This is a genomic window from Luteimonas terricola (assembly GCF_004352845.1).
Lineage (GTDB): Bacteria > Pseudomonadota > Gammaproteobacteria > Xanthomonadales > Xanthomonadaceae > Luteimonas > Luteimonas terricola.
In genome coordinates, this window is sequence record NZ_SJRX01000001.1 from 964,074 (window position 1) to 979,949 (window position 15,876).

Annotated in this window: 18 protein-coding genes and 1 pseudogene; all 19 read right to left on the minus strand. The window is 69.4% G+C overall.

Annotation, left to right across the window (positions count from 1 at the left end):
* Nucleotides 1–7 precede the first annotated feature (7 nt).
* The 19 genes and pseudogenes from tolA to aspS all read right to left on the minus strand — a co-directional run bounded on the left by tolA (nt 8) and on the right by aspS (nt 15,860).
* Complete coding sequence (gene tolA / locus E2169_RS04520) at nt 8–970, minus strand: cell envelope integrity protein TolA (RefSeq protein ID WP_132985372.1); 963 nt, start codon at nt 968–970, stop codon at nt 8–10.
* On the minus strand, nt 971–1,405 hold the full coding sequence (gene tolR / locus E2169_RS04525; RefSeq protein ID WP_132985373.1) for a protein TolR: 435 nt from the start codon (nt 1,403–1,405) through the stop codon (nt 971–973). It lies immediately after the preceding gene.
* A gap of 3 nt (nt 1,406–1,408) precedes the next feature.
* Entirely contained in the window at nt 1,409–2,212 is an 804-nt protein-coding gene (tolQ, locus tag E2169_RS04530; protein WP_132985374.1) for a protein TolQ, read from the minus strand.
* Nucleotides 2,209–2,634: a tol-pal system-associated acyl-CoA thioesterase gene (gene ybgC, locus E2169_RS04535; RefSeq protein WP_132985375.1), complete on the minus strand. Its 426-nt coding sequence runs from the start codon at nt 2,632–2,634 to the stop codon at nt 2,209–2,211. Before ybgC ends, tolQ begins: the two co-directional genes overlap by 4 nt.
* A 40-nt stretch (nt 2,635–2,674) precedes the next feature.
* A complete protein-coding gene (gene ruvB / locus E2169_RS04540; protein WP_132985376.1) occupies nt 2,675–3,697 on the minus strand; it encodes a Holliday junction branch migration DNA helicase RuvB in 1,023 nt (340 codons plus the stop codon).
* Between the two features lie 53 nt (nt 3,698–3,750).
* Nucleotides 3,751–4,389 (minus strand): cytochrome c3 family protein, encoded by a 639-nt coding sequence (locus E2169_RS04545; protein WP_132985377.1) that lies wholly within the window; start codon nt 4,387–4,389, stop codon nt 3,751–3,753.
* Nucleotides 4,386–4,916, minus strand: a complete 531-nt coding sequence (locus E2169_RS04550; protein ID WP_132985378.1) for a nitrate reductase cytochrome c-type subunit — start codon at nt 4,914–4,916, stop codon at nt 4,386–4,388. The genes E2169_RS04545 and E2169_RS04550 overlap by 4 nt, the downstream gene beginning before the upstream one ends.
* Before the next feature lies 1 nt (nt 4,917).
* Nucleotides 4,918–7,419 carry a periplasmic nitrate reductase subunit alpha gene (gene napA, locus E2169_RS04555; RefSeq protein WP_132985379.1) on the minus strand — a complete coding sequence of 834 codons (2,502 nt, stop codon included), beginning with the start codon at nt 7,417–7,419 and terminating at the stop codon, nt 4,918–4,920.
* On the minus strand, nt 7,416–7,718 hold the full coding sequence (locus tag E2169_RS04560) for a chaperone NapD (RefSeq protein ID WP_165942325.1): 303 nt from the start codon (nt 7,716–7,718) through the stop codon (nt 7,416–7,418). The genes napA and E2169_RS04560 overlap by 4 nt, the downstream gene beginning before the upstream one ends.
* Nucleotides 7,708–8,217: a ferredoxin-type protein NapF gene (napF, locus tag E2169_RS04565; protein WP_132985381.1), complete on the minus strand. Its 510-nt coding sequence runs from the start codon at nt 8,215–8,217 to the stop codon at nt 7,708–7,710. Before napF ends, E2169_RS04560 begins: the two co-directional genes overlap by 11 nt.
* Nucleotides 8,218–8,244: 27 nt before the next feature.
* Entirely contained in the window at nt 8,245–8,403 is a 159-nt protein-coding gene (napE, locus tag E2169_RS04570; RefSeq protein WP_132985382.1) for a periplasmic nitrate reductase, NapE protein, read from the minus strand.
* A gap of 121 nt (nt 8,404–8,524) precedes the next feature.
* Nucleotides 8,525–8,666 (minus strand): annotated as a pseudogene (locus E2169_RS14550) (LLM class flavin-dependent oxidoreductase); the annotation flags it as partial.
* A 49-nt stretch (nt 8,667–8,715) separates the two neighbouring features.
* Nucleotides 8,716–10,683 carry a potassium transporter Kup gene (locus E2169_RS04580; protein ID WP_132985383.1) on the minus strand — a complete coding sequence of 656 codons (1,968 nt, stop codon included), beginning with the start codon at nt 10,681–10,683 and terminating at the stop codon, nt 8,716–8,718.
* Nucleotides 10,684–10,705: 22 nt separating this feature from the next.
* Entirely contained in the window at nt 10,706–11,296 is a 591-nt protein-coding gene (gene ruvA, locus E2169_RS04585) for a Holliday junction branch migration protein RuvA (RefSeq protein ID WP_132985384.1), read from the minus strand.
* Nucleotides 11,293–11,829, minus strand: a complete 537-nt coding sequence (gene ruvC / locus E2169_RS04590; RefSeq protein ID WP_132985385.1) for a crossover junction endodeoxyribonuclease RuvC — start codon at nt 11,827–11,829, stop codon at nt 11,293–11,295. The genes ruvA and ruvC overlap by 4 nt, the downstream gene beginning before the upstream one ends.
* Nucleotides 11,830–11,839: 10 nt before the next feature.
* Nucleotides 11,840–12,571, minus strand: coding sequence for a YebC/PmpR family DNA-binding transcriptional regulator (locus tag E2169_RS04595; RefSeq protein WP_132985386.1), 732 nt, complete (start codon nt 12,569–12,571; stop codon nt 11,840–11,842).
* 206 nt (nt 12,572–12,777) lie between these two features.
* A complete protein-coding gene (locus E2169_RS04600) occupies nt 12,778–13,473 on the minus strand; it encodes an alpha/beta fold hydrolase (protein ID WP_165942326.1) in 696 nt (231 codons plus the stop codon).
* On the minus strand, nt 13,460–14,041 hold the full coding sequence (locus tag E2169_RS04605) for a GNAT family N-acetyltransferase (protein ID WP_132985387.1): 582 nt from the start codon (nt 14,039–14,041) through the stop codon (nt 13,460–13,462). Before E2169_RS04605 ends, E2169_RS04600 begins: the two co-directional genes overlap by 14 nt.
* A gap of 55 nt (nt 14,042–14,096) precedes the next feature.
* On the minus strand, nt 14,097–15,860 hold the full coding sequence (gene aspS, locus E2169_RS04610; protein ID WP_132985388.1) for an aspartate--tRNA ligase: 1,764 nt from the start codon (nt 15,858–15,860) through the stop codon (nt 14,097–14,099).
* Nucleotides 15,861–15,876: the final 16 nt, after the last annotated feature.

A 15,876-nucleotide genomic window follows, 5' to 3' on the forward strand; every position in this document is an offset into this window, starting at 1 on the left:
AAGGAGATCAGCGGTCCTCGGCCCTGAAATTGAGGTTGAGGGTGCGGTTGAATACGCTCTCGAAGCCCGCGTACGGCAACGGCTCGGCCTTGCGCACCGCGGCCTCCACCGAGCGGCGGCCGAGCTCGTCGTAGGGACAGGAGGACGAAAACTCCACCCTGACCACGGTTCCGCCGCGCACCTGGGTGATGGTCATCCTGCACTGCTGCCCCAGCGGCACGTTGTCCGGGCGCGTCCAGTTGCCCAGGATCGCCTCCTGGATCGCGGCCTGATAGCGACTCGACAGGTTCGGGTCCACGCCCCCGTTGCCCGGCGGCGGCGGCGCGGATGCGGCAGCCTGGTCGGAAGCCTCCGCCGCCCTGCTCTGCGCAATCCGCTCGAGGTTGCGTTCGGCCTGCTCCCGCTCGCGTCGCGCCTGGTCCTGCTGGCGGCGCAGCTCGGCGAGCTTCTGTTCGGCCAGGCGCCGCTTCTGCTCGGCCTCTTCCTGCCGCTTGCGCTCGGTGAGGTCGATCTGCTCCTGGCGGCGGCGCTCTTCCTGTTCGCGCTCGGCGGTCTCGCGGGCGATCGCGTCGCGCCGCGCTGCGTCCTGGTCGACTGGCGCGGGTTCGGGCACCTGCAGTTGCGGCGCCGGCTGGGGTTCCACCGGAGCATCCTCGGGCAGCGGCGTCGGGATGGGCTGCGGCTCGGGCGTCGCCTCTTCCACCACGGCGGGTTCGGGTTCGGGTTCGGGCTCAGGCTCGGGATCCGGCGCAGGCGGCAACGGCTCCGGACGTTCGCTCAGGCTGCGCTGCATCGCCGTCGACAGGCTGCTGGCATCGACCAGCTCGGCGCTGATCGGCGAGCCCGCTGCCGAAGCCGGCGCGGCGCTGCGCGTCCACCACATGCCCAGGAAGATCAGCCCGAACAGAGCGACGTGGAGCAGCAGGGCCAGCACCACGGCTTGCGCGGTATCGGCGCGGCTGTCGCGCATCTAGAGCCCCGCCTCGACCGGCCTGCTGATCAGGCTGACACGCGTGATGCCGGCATCGTTGACCGCATCCAGCGCGTGCATGATCTGCTGATAGCTGGCGGCGCCATCGCCGTTGATGAGTACGGCCGCGCCCGGGTTCTGGTTGTTGATCGCGCGCAGGCGGACCAGCAGGTCGTCCCGCGTCACGGACTGGTTGTCTCCCTCCAGCATCAGCGCCAGGGCGCCGTCGGCATACACGCTGATCACCAGGGGATCCTCGGGCGCCTCCAGCGAACGCGCATTGGAGTCGGGAAGGTTGATGTCCGTACCGAGGTTCATCAGCGGCGCGGTCACCATGAAGATGATCAACAGCACGAGCATCACGTCGATGTAGGGCACGACGTTGATCTCGTTCTTGAGCTGGCGGCGCTTGCCGCGGCGGGTGCGGACGGACATGGATCAGGCCTCGCCGCCCGAGGACTGGCGCTCCAGGATCGAGGAGAACTCGTCGGAGAAGGCGTCATAGCGGCCGGCCACGCGCTCGACCTTGGTGGCGAAGCGGTTGTAGGCCCAGACCGCCGGGATGGCCGCGAACAGGCCCATCGCGGTCGCGATCAGCGCCTCGGAGATGCCCGGGGCCACGCTGGCGATCGTGGCCTGCTTGACGTTGGCCAGGCCCTGGAAGGCGATCATGATCCCCCACACGGTGCCCAGCAGGCCCACGTAGGGCGCGATCGAGCCGACGTTGGCGAGGAACTCGAGGTTGTGCTCCAGGCCGTCGAGTTCGCGCGAGCTGGCCACGCGCATGCCGCGCTGCGCGCCCTCGAGCTGGGCGCGGCCATCGCCGCCGCGACGCTGGTGGCCCCGGCTGTACTCGCGGAAGCCGGCCTCGAAGATCGCTTCCAGGCCCTCGACGTCGCGGTTGCGCTCGCTGGCCGCGCTGTAGAGCTTGCCGAGGTCGGCGCCGGACCAGAAGCGCTCCTCGAAGCGGTCGGCCTCCTTCTCGGCGCGGTCGAGCATGCGCTTCTTGCGGAAGATGATCACCCACGAGGCGATCGAGGCGAACAGCAGCAGCAGCATCACCAGCTGCACCGGCAGCGAGGCGTGCAGGACCAGGTGGATGAGGTCGAGCTCACCGCCGGTCACCGGCACCGTGGCGGCCTGGTTCGCGGCGTCGGCGGCCAGCGCGACGGTGTCCGCCGGCGCGTCCTCGGGCAAGGGTTCCGCGCTGCTCACCTGCATCAGGATGGCCGTTGCACTCATCGATGTTGCTCCACGTTCGATTCCAGGGGTTTGAGTTGTCCGTACAGCACGTCGGGCAGCGCGCGCGGCCGGAAGCTGCGCGTATCCAGCGCCGCCACCCGCACCCGCGCCGAGGCCAGCACGTCGCCGCCATGCAGGACCTCCTGCACGAACTCCAGGCTGACCCGACGCACGCGCGCCAGCGCCACGGTGACCTCGAGCGCGTCGTCCAGGCGTGCAGGGCGGCGGAAGTCGAGCTGCATGTCGCGAACCGCGAACACCAGGTCGAGCCCGTCGATCAGGGCCTGCTGCCCGTAGCCGAGGCTGCGCATCCATTCACTGCGCGCGCGTTCGAGGAAAGCCACGTACCGGGCGTGGTAGACCACGCCACCGGCGTCGGTATCTTCCCAGTAGACGCGGGTCGGAAGGCTGAACAAAGGCATTACGAGGTGCTCACGGCGACTGGATCGAGGATCGGGGCGTTCAGAACAAGGCCTCGGCCGCCGGCCCGCGCGGCTGCAGGCCCAGGTGGCGCCAGGCCTTGTTGGTGGCCATGCGCCCGCGCGCGGTGCGGACCAGGAAGCCCTGCTGGATCAGGTAGGGCTCGATCACGTCCTCGAGCGTGCCGCGCTCCTCGCTCAGCGCGGCGGCCAGCGACTCCACGCCCACCGGGCCGCCGTCGAAGTTCTCGATGATCAGGTTCAGCAGCCGGCGGTCGAGGTCGTCGAAGCCCTCGGGGTCGACCTTCAGCATCTGCATCGCCGCGGCGGCCACGTCGCTGTCGATGCGGCCGTCCGCGCGCACCTGGGCGTAGTCGCGCACGCGGCGCAGCAGGCGGTTGGCGATGCGCGGGGTACCGCGGGCGCGGCGCGCGATCTCGTCGGCGCCCTCGGGCACGCAGTCGATGCCGAGGATCTTCGCCGAGCGCCGCACGATCCGGGTCAGTTCGTCCGCGCTGTAGAACTCCAGCCGCTGGACGATGCCGAAGCGGTCGCGCAGCGGCGCGGTCAGCAGGCCCGCGCGGGTGGTGGCGCCGATCAGGGTGAACGGCGGCAGGTCGAGCTTGATCGAGCGCGCCGCCGGGCCCTCGCCGATCATGATGTCGATCTGGAAGTCCTCCATCGCCGGGTACAGCACCTCCTCGACCACGGGGGACAGGCGGTGGATCTCGTCGATGAACAGCACGTCGTGCGGCTGCAGGTTGGTCAGCAGCGCCGCCAGGTCGCCGGCCTTCTCGATCACCGGGCCCGAGGTCGTGCGCAGGTTGACGCCGAGCTCGTTGGCGATGACGTGCGACAGCGTGGTCTTGCCGAGACCGGGGGGGCCGAAGATGAGCACGTGGTCCATGGCCTCACCGCGCTTCTTCGCCGCCTCGATGTAGATCGACAGCTGCTCGCGCACCGGCTGCTGGCCGAGGTAGTCGTCCAGCCGCTGCGGCCGGATCGAGGCCTCGATGGCGGCGTCCTCGCGCGTGGCGCCGGGGCCGATGATCCGTTGCTCTTCCATCGCGATATGGTCGCACAGCCCCCCTTCCCCCGCCCGCGGGGGAAGGGATCGGGTCAGTGGGGCGATGGCAGGGACTGGCTGGCCTGGACGCCCTGGGGGACGCCGGTCATGTCGGGCAGGCGGTGGGCGATGCCCTTGTGGCAGTCGATGCAGGTCGCCTCGCCGGTGGCCAGGTAGCTGCGGTGGACGAAGGCGGCACGCCCGGCCTGGCGGGTCAGGTCCATCGAGTCGTAGTCATGGCAGTTGCGGCATTCCAGCGAGTCGTTGGCCTTCAGTCGCGCCCACTCGTGCTGCGCCAGCTCCAGGCGATGCTCGAGGAACTTCTCGCGCGTGTCGATGGTGCGGAAGATCTTGCCCCAGACTTCCTTCGATGCCTGCATCTTGCGGGCCATCTTGTCGGTCCAGTCGTGCGGCACGTGGCAGTCCGGGCAGGTCGCGCGCACGCCGGAGCGGTTGGTGTAGTGGATCGTGGTCTTGAGCTCTGCGAACACGTTGTCGTTCATCTCGTGGCAGCTGACGCAGAAGGTTTCGGTATTGGTCGCCTCGAGCGCGGTGTTGAAACCGCCCCAGAACACGATCCCGGCGATGAAGCCGCCGAGCGTCAGGAAGCCCAGGCTCAGGTGCCTTGCCGGCCGGCTGAACTGCCGCCAGAACCCCGGCACCGTGTCGCGGAGCCATTGCCAGGCCTTCATTGCGCGCGCTCCATGCGCAGCACCTCGTCGATGTCCATGAAGCCGTTGGCGACCAGCGGCTGCGCATCGGTCTGCACCACGTGGCACTGCACGCAGAAGTAGCGCCGCGGCGAGACTTCGGCCAGGAACTGGTCGTCACGATCCATGTAGTGGGTGACGCTCACCGGCGGCGCCTGGAACTGCGCCGCGGTGTTGCGCGCGTGACAGAGCATGCAGCGGTTGGAGTTGAGGTCGACCTGGTAGCCGTCGATCGAGTGCGGGATGGTCGGCGGCTGCATCGGGTAGGCGCGTCCGCGCGTACGGTCGAAGTTCTCCACCCGGGCCATCGGCAGCGGCGTGATCTCGACGTCCACCGGCACGTGGCGGCGCATCCCGTCGAGCTCCTGCGCGGGATTGCCGCGGGCACTGATCGGGGGCGCCGGCGGCTTGATCTCGGGGCCTGCGTCGCGGTCGCCGCAGGCGGCAAGCGGCAGCGCCAGCACCAGGCCGGCGATGAGGCACAGGACAGGCTTCAGGACTTGGCGCATGTCAGGCTCCCACCGCGACGACCTTGGCCGCGCATTTCTTGAAGTCGGTCTGCTTGGAGATCGGGTCGGTCGCATCCAGCGTGACCTTGTTGATCAGCTGGGCGGCGTCGAACCAGGGCACGAAGATCAGCCCGCGCGGCATGCGGTTGCGGCCGCGGGTCTCGACCCGGGTACGCATCGCCCCGCGGCGCGAGGCCACTTCGACCTCGTCGCCGCGCTTGAGCCCACGCGCCAGCGCGTCATCGGGATGCATGAACACCACGGCCGATGGAACGGCGCGGTACAGCTCCGGGACGCGCATGGTCATCGAGCCGGAATGCCAGTGTTCGAGCACGCGGCCGGTGACCAGCCACAGGTCGTATTCGTCGTCGGGCGACTCCGCAGGCGGCTCGTAGGGCAGCGCCCAGATCACCGCCTTGCCGTCCGGATTGCCGTAGAACTCGAAACCGGTGCCCGGCGTCACGTACGGATCGGCACCCTCGCGGTAACGCCACAGGGTTTCCTTTCCGTCCACCACCGGCCAGCGCAGGCCGCGCTCCTGGTGGTAGCGGTCGAAGGGTGCCAGGTCGTGGGCGTGGCCGCGGCCGAACTCGGCGTACTCCTCGAACAGGCCCTTCTGCACGTAGTAGCCGAAGGCGTCGGCCTCGTCGTTGGCATAGCCCTCCTCGATCCCGTCCACGCCGAACGCATCGACCTTGCCGTTGCGGTACAACACCTCGTACAGCGTCTTGCCGCGGAACTCCGGGTTGGCCGCCAGGATCTCCTCCGGCCAGCACTCGTCGGTGGTGAAGCGCTTGGAGAACTCCATCAGCTGCCACAGGTCCGACTTCGCCTCGCCTGGCGCGTCCACCAGCTGGTGCCAGAAATGCGTGCGGCGCTCGGCGTTGCCGTAGGCGCCCTCCTTCTCCACCCACATCGCCGAGGGCAGGATCAGGTCGCCGGCCTGGCAGGTGACCGTGGGATAGGCGTCGGACACCACGATGAAGTTGTCGGGATTGCGATAGCCGGGCCAGCCCTCCTCCAGGATGTTGGCGCCGGCCTGCATGTTGTTGTTGACCTGCACCCAGTAGGCGTTGAGCAGGCCGTCCTTCAGCGCGCGGTTCTGCTCGACCGCGTGGTAGCCGATCTTCTCCTTGATGATCCCGCGCGGGATCTTCCAGATGTCCTCGGCCATCGCGCGGTGCTCGGGATTGGTCACCACCATGTCCGCCGGCAGGCGGTGGCTGAAGGTGCCGACCTCGCGCGCGGTGCCGCAGGCCGAGGGCTGCCCGGTCAGCGAGAACGGGCTGTTGCCGGGCGTCGCGATCTTCCCGGTCAGCAGGTGGATGTTGTAGACCATGTTGTTCGCCCACGTACCGCGCGTGTGCTGGTTGAAACCCATGGTCCAGAACGACATCACCTTGACCTTCGGGTCGGCGTACAGCGCTGCCAGCTTTTCCAGCCAGCCGCGCTCCACGCCGGTCATCTCGACCGTCTTTTCCAGCGTGTACGGCGCGACGAAGGCGGCGAACTCGTCGAAGCCGATCGGCGTGCCGCCGTTGGCGTCGCCGGCGTTCTTCGCAGCCATTTCCAGCGGGTGCTCGGGGCGCAGGCCGTAGCCGATGTCGTCGTTGCCGCGTTTGAAGGTGGTGTGCCTGTCGACGAATTCCCGGTTGACGCTGCCGGACTTGATGATGTGGTTGGCGATGTAGTTCAGGATCACCAGGTCGGTCTGGGGCTTGAACACCATCGGGATGTCGGCGAGGTCGAAGCTGCGGTGTTCGTAGGTCGACAGCACCGCCACCTTGACGTGCGGATTCGACAGCCGGCGGTCGGTGACCCGGGTCCACAGGATCGGGTGCATCTCGGCCATGTTCGAGCCCCAGAGCACGAAGGCGTCGGCGGCCTCGATGTCGTCGTAGCAGCCCATCGGCTCGTCCATGCCGAAGGTGCGCATGAAGCCGGTCACGGCCGACGCCATGCAGTGGCGCGCGTTGGGATCGATGTGGTTGCTGCGGAAGCCGGCCTTCATCAGCTTGTTGGCGGCGTAGCCCTCCCACACCGTCCACTGGCCGGAGCCGAACATGCCGATGCCCTCGCCGCCCTTGGCCTTGAGCACGGCGCGGAACTTCTCCTCCATCACGTCGAAGGCCTCGTCCCAGCTGACCGGGGTGAAGTCGCCTTCCTTGTGGTAGGCGCCATCACGCTTGCGCAGCAGCGGCGTGGTCAGGCGGTCGGCGCCGTACATCACCTTCGACAGGAAGTAGCCCTTGACGCAGTTCAGGCCGCGGTTGACCTCGGCCTTGACGTCGCCGTGGGTGGCGACCACGCGGCCGTTGCGCACGGCGACGTTGATGCCGCAGCCGGTGCCACAGTACCGACACGGCGCCTTGCTCCATTTGAGATCCTTGTCGCCCTCGGCCAGCGTCTCGACGGCGGCTCCGCCGGGCACCGGCAGTCCGGCGGCGACGGCGGCGCTGGCAATGGCGCTGTTGCGGATGAACTCGCGGCGGCTGGTACTCATCTGTGTGACTCCTGTGAAGCGGATGCGGGAACATCGCCGGGCGGCGGCGACCGCTCGACGTGGTGGTAGACGAGGTTGACGGTGACCACGCCGGGCAGCGCCTGCAGCAGGTCGATATTGGCCATCAGGCCGGCGGTGCCGTCGCTTTCCTGCACCAGCACGCTGCGGGTGTCGTCCTGCAGCGCGAGTTCGAGGCCCTCGGCCGTGGCGACGGCCGCTGCAAGCGCGGGAATTGCTTCGGGATGGTGGCGGACCACCAGGCTGGCCAGGTGCCACTCCGGAACAGGGTCAGGCTTCAACGGGCATCTCCGCGACAAGTGGCGCCAGGCTGATGGCCGTCGCGGGACAGCCCTGCACGCAGGCGCCGCAGCCGGTGCAGCGGTCCGCGTCCACCTGCGGCATCGGCACCGTGCGCGTGGGCGGAAAGCGGATCGCCGACTCGCCGCAGGCATCGCGGCAGCTTGAACACACGATGCCGCGCGCAGCGAGGCAGGCGTCGCCGACCTGTGCGCGCAGCGTCCAGGGCGGGTCGGACAGCGGGCCGAACGCCGACTCGCGACAGGCCGACGCGCAGTCGCCGCAGAACGTGCACTCACCGCGCGCCGGATCGAACTCGGGCAGCCCGCCTTCGCCGGCCAGCAGCACGGCCTCCGGGCACGCGGCCACGCAGGCGTTGCAGCCCGTGCACGCGTCCACGAAAAGGGATTCGTCCAGTGCCCACGGCGGGCGCAGCAGCGGGCGCGCGCGCAGGCGGCCCTGCAGCAGCGCCCTGCGGCTGCGGTCGGGACGATGGTTCACGGCGGCGGCCACGGCGTCCCCATGGCCTCAGGCAGTCGGCGGACCGTTGAACATCTGCCAGATCCAGACGGCGAACCCGTAGCCGCCCACGATCATCACCGACAGCAGTGGAAACAGCACCACGGTGATGAACAGGAAAAGAGTCAGCTCCCTGCGCTTGCCCGGCTGGCTGGCCTCCGCGTCCAATGCGCGCTCCCGTTGGCTTCAACTGATTGCCGAACACCCTACATCCGGCCGTGTGAAGAGACCAGAGGATCCACGTTGTTGCGGAGGATAGAGTGATCCGCGAGGGGTTCAGGCGGTCTTGAGCGAAGGCGAAGGGCAGGCCCATCGCCGCCGCCAGGCGCGCGCTGAACTGGATCGTGCGGAAAGGCGTCGGCGCCGTCGTAACAGCGTCGCAGCGCGCGCACCGTGGCCTGGTCGGTGCGTCGCGCGCGGCACAAGGCCAGGGTCTGTGCAGGACATGGGGCCGCACGCCGCACTTGCCAGCCCCCGGACTCAGATCTCCACCTGCGCCCCCAGCTCCACCAGACGGTTTCCGGGGATGCGGAAGTAGGCATTGGCCGGCGCCGCGTTGCGATGCATGACGGCGAACACCCGGGCGCGCCACAGCGGCATGCCGACGTGCCGGGAGGGCACGATCGACTCGCGGCTGGTGAAGTAGGTGGTTTCCATGGGGTCGAGATCGAGACCCTCGATGTCGCACCCCCGCATCAGCGCCAGCGGCACGTCGGGGGTCTCCATGAACCCGAACCGCAGCGTCACCTGATAGAAGCCATCGCCGACGTTGTGCACCTGCAGCCGCCGCTCCGCGGGCGCGAAGGGCGTGGTCAGGGTGTGGGCGGTGAGGAACAGGTTGCGCTCGTGCAGCACCTTGTTGTGCTTGAGGTTGTGCAGCATCGCGTGCGGCACCACGCCCGGGTCGCTGGTCATGAAGATCGCCGTGCCAGGAACCCTGACGGGCGGCGCGAGCATCAGGCCCGAAATGAAGGTATCCAGGCGCAGGCCGTCGGCCTGGTTGCCCTCGCGCAGGACCTGCTTCCCGCGGCGCCAGGTCCGCAGCAGGGTGAACAGCACCACGCCCAGGACCAGCGGGAACCAGCCGCCCTGCAGCACCTTGGCGCCGTTCGCGACCACGAACGCGACGTCGATCACCACGAAGGCCACGCAGGACGGCAGCACCCAGCGGCGCCACTTGGGCCACAGCGCACGGGCCACGATCGCCAGCAGCAGGGTGTCGATCAGCATCGTCATCGACACCGATACCCCGTAGGCCGTGGCCAGCGCCGACGAGGTCCGGAAGCTCAGCACCAGCGCGATCACGATCGCCGCCATCGACCAGTTGATGGCCGGGATGTAGATCTGGCCGATGGTCTCGCTGGACGTGTGCTTGATGCGCATGCGCGGGATGTAGCCCAGCTGCATGGCCTGGCGTGCGACCGAGAAGCCGCCGGTGATCACCGCCTGCGATGCGATGACCGTGGCCGCGGTGGCCAGCACCACCATCGGCCAGCGTCCCCATTCGGGCACGCCGATGAAGAACGGATTGCGGATCGCCGTGGGATCCTCGAGCACCAGCGCGCCCTGCCCCAGGTAGTTCAGCATCAGCGAGGGCAGCACGAACCAGTACCAGCCCAGCCGGATCGGCCGCGCGCCGAAGTGGCCCATGTCGGTATAGATCGCCTCGCCGCCGGTGACCGCCAGCACCACCGCGCCGAGGATGAACACCCCGCCCCAGCTGTGCTCGACGAAGAAGCGCCCCGCCCACCACGGGTTGATGGCCTTCAGCACCTCCGGCTCGTGCAGGATGTTGAGCACGCCCAGCGCCGCGAGCGACGTGAACCAGAGGAGCGTGATCGGCCCGAATATGCGCCCGACCTTCGCGGTCCCGAAGCGCTGGGTGGCGAACAGCATGCCCAGCACCACCACGGTGATCGGCACGATCCAGTCGTCGAGCCCCGGCGCGACCACCTGCAGCCCCTCGACCGCCGACAGCACCGAGATCGCCGGCGTGATCACCCCGTCGCCGAAGAACAGCGAGGCGCCGAAGACACCGAGGATGCCGACCAGGTACACCGACTTCGAACCCGGCTTCAGGCTGCGCTGCGCCAGCGCCATCAGCGCCATGATGCCGCCCTCGCCCTCGTTGTCGGCGCGCATGATGATGGTGACGTACTTGAAGGTCACCACCACCGTCAGCGCCCAGAACACCAGCGACAGGATGCCGAGCACGGTGTCGTGGTTGGCGGTCAGTCCGTAGTGCGGGTTGAAGGCTTCGCGCAGGGTGTACAGCGGGCTGGTGCCGATGTCGCCGAAGACCACGCCGATCGCGCCGACCACGAGGCCCGTCAGCCCGACCCTGCCGTGGCCCGGACCGGAGCCGCCGCCACTGCCGCCGCCGTGGTCGCGGCCCCCGCCACGCCTGCCCTGTGACGCAGCTGCGAGCTTGGTTGTGCCTTCGGACATCGGATTTCCGTGGAGCGCCGGCTCAGCGAAGCGCGGACTGTAGCGCTTTTCGGATGATGGTTTCGGGGGTATCGCCCTCGACCTGCGCGGCGCGGGCCATGCGCTGGGCTTCGGCCGGCTTGTAGCCGAGCTGCTGCAGGGCCACCGTCGCCTCCGACAGCGGATCGGCGGGCACGCCGGCGCGCGGCAACGCCGTGGCGCCGCCCATGATCGCCTCGGCACGGTCGCGCAGTTCCACCACGATGCGCTCGGCGGTCTTCTTGCCGATGCCCGGGATCCGGGTCAGCGCGGTGACGTCGCCGGCCTGCACCAGGCGCGCGAACTCTTCGACGCTGGCGCCCGACAGGATCGCCAGCGCGATCTTCGCGCCGATGCCGCTGACCCGCTGCACATCGCGGAACAGCCGCCGCTCGGACTCGGTGCTGAAGCCGTACAGCGACACCGAGTCTTCCTTCTGCGCGTAGTGCGTGAACAGCGAGATCTCCTTGCCCAGCACCGGCAGCTCGTAGAAGGTGCTCATCGGCGCCTCCAGCTCGTAGCCCACGCCGTTGACGTCCACCACCAGCCACGGCGGCGACTTGTGCGCGAGCAGGCCCCTCAGGCGACCAATCATCTACGGCTCCAGGCCATCTTCGAATCGATGCCCAGCCGCTGCGCGCTGGCGCGGACGTGGGCGTGCGTGATGGCGATCGCCAGGGCGTCGGCGGCATCGGCCTGCAGCCGGCCCTTGAGGCCGAGCATGGCGCCGACCATGTGCTGCACCTGGGCCTTGTCCGCGGCGCCGGTGCCGACCAGGGCCAGTTTCACCTGGCGCGCGCCGTACTCGTGCACCGGCAGGTCGCGCATGACCACCGCGCAGATCGCCGCGCCACGGGCCTGGCCGAGCTTGAGCGCGGAGTCGGCGTTCTTCGACATGAACACCTGTTCGATCGCGACCTCGTCCGGACGGTGCTCGTCGAGCACCGCGCGCAGGCCGTCGAGCAGCCGGCGCAGGCGCTGCGGCAGGTCCCCGGGCGCGGCCGCGGCGCCGGCAAGCAGGTCCAGCGGCGCGTGGTACACGTGCGTGGTGCGGCCCGTGGCGTCGACGTCGATGATGCCGACGCCGGTGCGCTGCGAGCCCGGGTCGATGCCGAGGATCCTGGTCACGTCGCCCAGCTTACGCGTAAGCGTCGTCGCCGAGCTCGGCGTTGGAATAAACAGCCTGCACGTCGTCGATGTCTTCCAGCCAGGCCAGCAGCTTCACCACCTGCTGCGCGGTCTCGCCGTCCACCGCCACGTCGTTGTCGGCACGCATGGTGACCTCGGCGTGCTCGGCCGGCGCGCCGGCGGCGGCCATGGCGTCGCGCACGGCGGCGAAGTCCTCCGGCGTGGTCAGCACGTCGATCGCTCCGTCATCGGGATAGACCACCACGTCGTCGGCACCGGCTTCGATCGCGGCGTTGGTGACCGCGTCCTCGTCGGCGCCCGCGCCGAAGCGCAGGATGCCCTGCTTGCGGAACATGAAGGCCACCGAGCCGTCGGTGCCGAGGTTGCCGCCGAACTTGCCGAAGGCGTGGCGCACGTCGGCCACGGTGCGCACCTTGTTGTCGGTCAGGCAGTCGACGATCACCGCGACCCCGCCCGGGGCATAGCCCTCGTAGCGGATCTCCTCGTAATCGACGCCTTCGAGCTCACCGGTTGCCTTTTTGACCGCGCGCTCGATGACCTCTCTGGTCATGTTCGCCGCCAGCGCCTTGTCGATGCCGCTGCGCAGGCGCGGGTTGCCCCCGGGGTCCCCTCCGCCGGCGCGCGCGGCGACCGAGATCTCGCGGATCAGCTTGGTGAAGATCTTCCCGCGACGCGAATCTTCCGCGTTCTTGCGGGACTCGATGGAGGGGCCTCTGCCCATGCGTGCCACCTGTCCTTCTTTGAAAGCAATGGCGATTTTACCCGTTTCCCCTTGCTCACCGGGCTGGAGGCAGAAGGACACCGCTGGCTGTGCGGAGGGGGCGGGCTGACGGGGTGCGCGGCCGGTGGCGCGCGGGTGACCGCCGGCGCGCGGGACAGCCCACGGAGTGCCTGCACACCCTCCGCCCTCGCGCTCCGACGATCAATTCACCGCGTAGCGGCTTCCCCTGGACAGCCTGGAGACCTCGGGAAGCGACCCTGCTCGAGGAAGGCGATGGCCTGCCTGGCTGCTTCGGCGGAGAACAGCAGTCCGCTGTGCGAGGCATCCACGACGACGTGGCCGGCCAGTCCAGGCACCCTGGTCTCGTCGACCGACACCGTGCCGTCGTGCGCCCCGTCGAAACGGGCCACCAGCGCGCCCAGCCCGCGCGGCCGACGGCCGGCGATCATGCCGACTTCGACGCCTTCGGGCAGCGCCACGCAGCCCGCGCGCAGCAGCGCGGCGCTGCGGCCGAGGTAGAGCGTGGTCAGCGCGTGACGCGACAGGGTCTTCGCCACGCCGCTGCCGCACAGCGGCGTTCCCAGGCAGACCACGCGCGTCACCGGCAGCGTCGGTTCGGAGCGCAGCGCCTCCAGCGCCATGAGCCCGCCAAGGCTGTGGCCGACCACGTGGGTCGCGGGGCCATCACGCAGGCGCTCGCGCACGCGACGCACCGCCGAGTCCGTGCTGCCGACGATGCTGCGGTAGCCGACGATGTCGGTCCCGTATCCGGCCGCGCCCAGCCGCGATGCGAGGCGCCGCATGGCCAGGGGCGGCATCCAGAGGCCATGGACGAGGAGCACGCGGGTCGCGGTGGGCAGCGCGCGTCCGGGCCCGCCCTTCGCGGTTTCAGCGCGAAGCATCGGGATCCCGGTTGCGGCCGGGGCCGCTCGCACCTGTGCCGGTGGTTGCGGCGATGGCCGGGCGACGGAGGATGAATTCGCGGTCGCGGGCGCGGCCGACGGGGAAGACGTACTCGCCCACCGCTTCGAAGCCGCGGCGCGCGTAGAAGCGCTGGGCGCCCAGGTTCTCCGACCAGACGCCGATCCACAGCGTGCGCGGCCCGGCGCGCTCCAACCATGCGACCGCGGTGTCGAACAGCCGGCCGCCCCAGCCGCCGGACTGGTGCGAGGCCATCAGGTACAGCCGCTTGAGTTCGCCGTCGCCGGGCGCGACCTCGGGATGCGGCAGGCCGCAGGGCCCGGCGGCGGCATGGCCGACGGCGCGACCGTCGTCCTCCAGCAGCCAGACCGCGTAGTCGGGATGCGAAAGGATCACGCGCTGCCTGTCTTCGGCGTAGGCCTCGTCGAGGAAGGCCTGGAGGTCTTCAGGCGGATAGAGATGACCAAAGGTTTCGGTGAAGGTGCGGGCAGCCAGGCGGGACAGGAGGCCGGCATCGGCGGGCGTCGCGCGGCGGATGGTCGGGGTCATCGCGTCATGTCCTGGGGAGGCGGCTGGGGTGCGGGCGCGGCAGCACCCTGGCTGCTCAGCTTTCGGCCTTCGGACTCACCGCTATGTGCAATTCCACCAGTTGCGCCTCATCGATCGGCGACGGCGCACCCGTCATCGTGCACTGCGCAGTGGTGGTCTTCGGGAATGCGATGACGTCGCGGATGGATTCGGTCCCCGCCATCAGCGCGGCGATGCGGTCGATGCCGAAGGCGATGCCGCCGTGCGGCGGCGCGCCGTACTTCAGCGCGTCGAGCAGGAAGCCGAACTTGGCCTGCTGCTCCTCCGCGTCGATGCCCAGCAGCTCGAACACCGCCGACTGCATGGCGGGGCGATGGATGCGGATCGAGCCGCCGCCGATCTCGTTGCCGTTGAGCACCATGTCGTAGCCGCGACTGGTCGCGGTGCGGGCGTTGGCGCGCAGGTCGTCGACGTCGTCCACCGCGGGTGCGGTGAAGGGATGGTGCAGGGCCACATGGCGCTGCGCTTCGTCGTCCCACTCGAACATCGGGAAGTCGGTGACCCACAGCGGCTTCCAGCCCGCTTCCACCAGGTTGAAGTCCTTGCCGGCCTTCAGCCGCACCGCGCCCATGAAGTCGCTGACGGAGTTGTACGCGCCGGCGCCGAAGAACACGATGTCGCCCTTGCCCGCGCCCACGTGCGCCAGCAGCGCGGAGAACGCCGCCTCGTCGAAGAACTTGGCCACCGGCGAATTCACCGCGCCGTCCTCGCTTAGCTTGGCGTAGGCCAGGCCCTTGGCGCCGTATTTCGCGGCGTGCGCGGCGTATTCGTCGATCTGCTTGCGCGACAGCGCCGCGCCGCCGGGGATGCGCAGCGCGCACACGCGCATGCCGTCGACGCCGGCGACGTCGGTGAACACCTTGAACTGCGAATCCTTCACCAGGCCGTCGACGTCCACCAGTTCCAGCGCGATGCGCAGGTCCGGCTTGTCGGAACCGTAGCGGCGCATGGCCTCGGCCCAGGTCATGCGCGGGAAGGCGCCCAGCTCGACGTCCATCACCTCGCGGAACACGTCGCACATCATCTGCTCGACCGTGTCCTGCACGATCGTTTCGTCCACCCAGGCGAACTCGATGTCGAGCTGGGTGAACTCGAGCTGGCGATCGGCGCGCAGGGCCTCGTCGCGGAAGCAGCGCGCGACCTGGTAGTAGCGGTCGAAGCCGGCCACCATCAGGATCTGCTTGAACAGCTGCGGCGACTGCGGCAGCGCGTAGAACTCGCCGGCGTGCATGCGCGCGGGCACCAGGAAGTCGCGCGCGCCCTCGGGCGTGGCCTTGGTGAGGATCGGCGTCTCGATGTCCTGGAAGTCGCGCGCGTCCAGCCAGCGGCGCAGCGCCGCCACCAGCTTCGTGCGCGTGCGCATCCTGCGCTGCATCTCCGGCGTGCGCAGGTCGAGGTAGCGGTACTTGAGGCGGATGTCCTCGCCGGGATTCTCGTGGGCGTGGAAGGGCAGCGGCTCGGCCTTGTTCAGCACCTCGATCGCGGTCGCGACCACTTCCACCTGGCCGGTCGGGATCTTCGGATTGACCGATTCGCGGCGGCGCACGGTGCCGGTCACGCGCAGGCAGTCCTCGTAGCCCACCTTCCCGGCGATGGCGACAACCCCGGCATTGCCATCGGCGTCCGACGGCTCGGCCACCACCTGGACGATGCCGTGGTGGTCGCGCAGGTCGATGAAACACAGGCCGCCGAGATCGCGGGCGACGTCGGCCCAGCCGCAGAGGGTGACGGTCTGGCCGAGCAGGGACTCGTCGATCAGGCCGCAGAAGTGGGTACGCATGGAAACTCCGGACAGG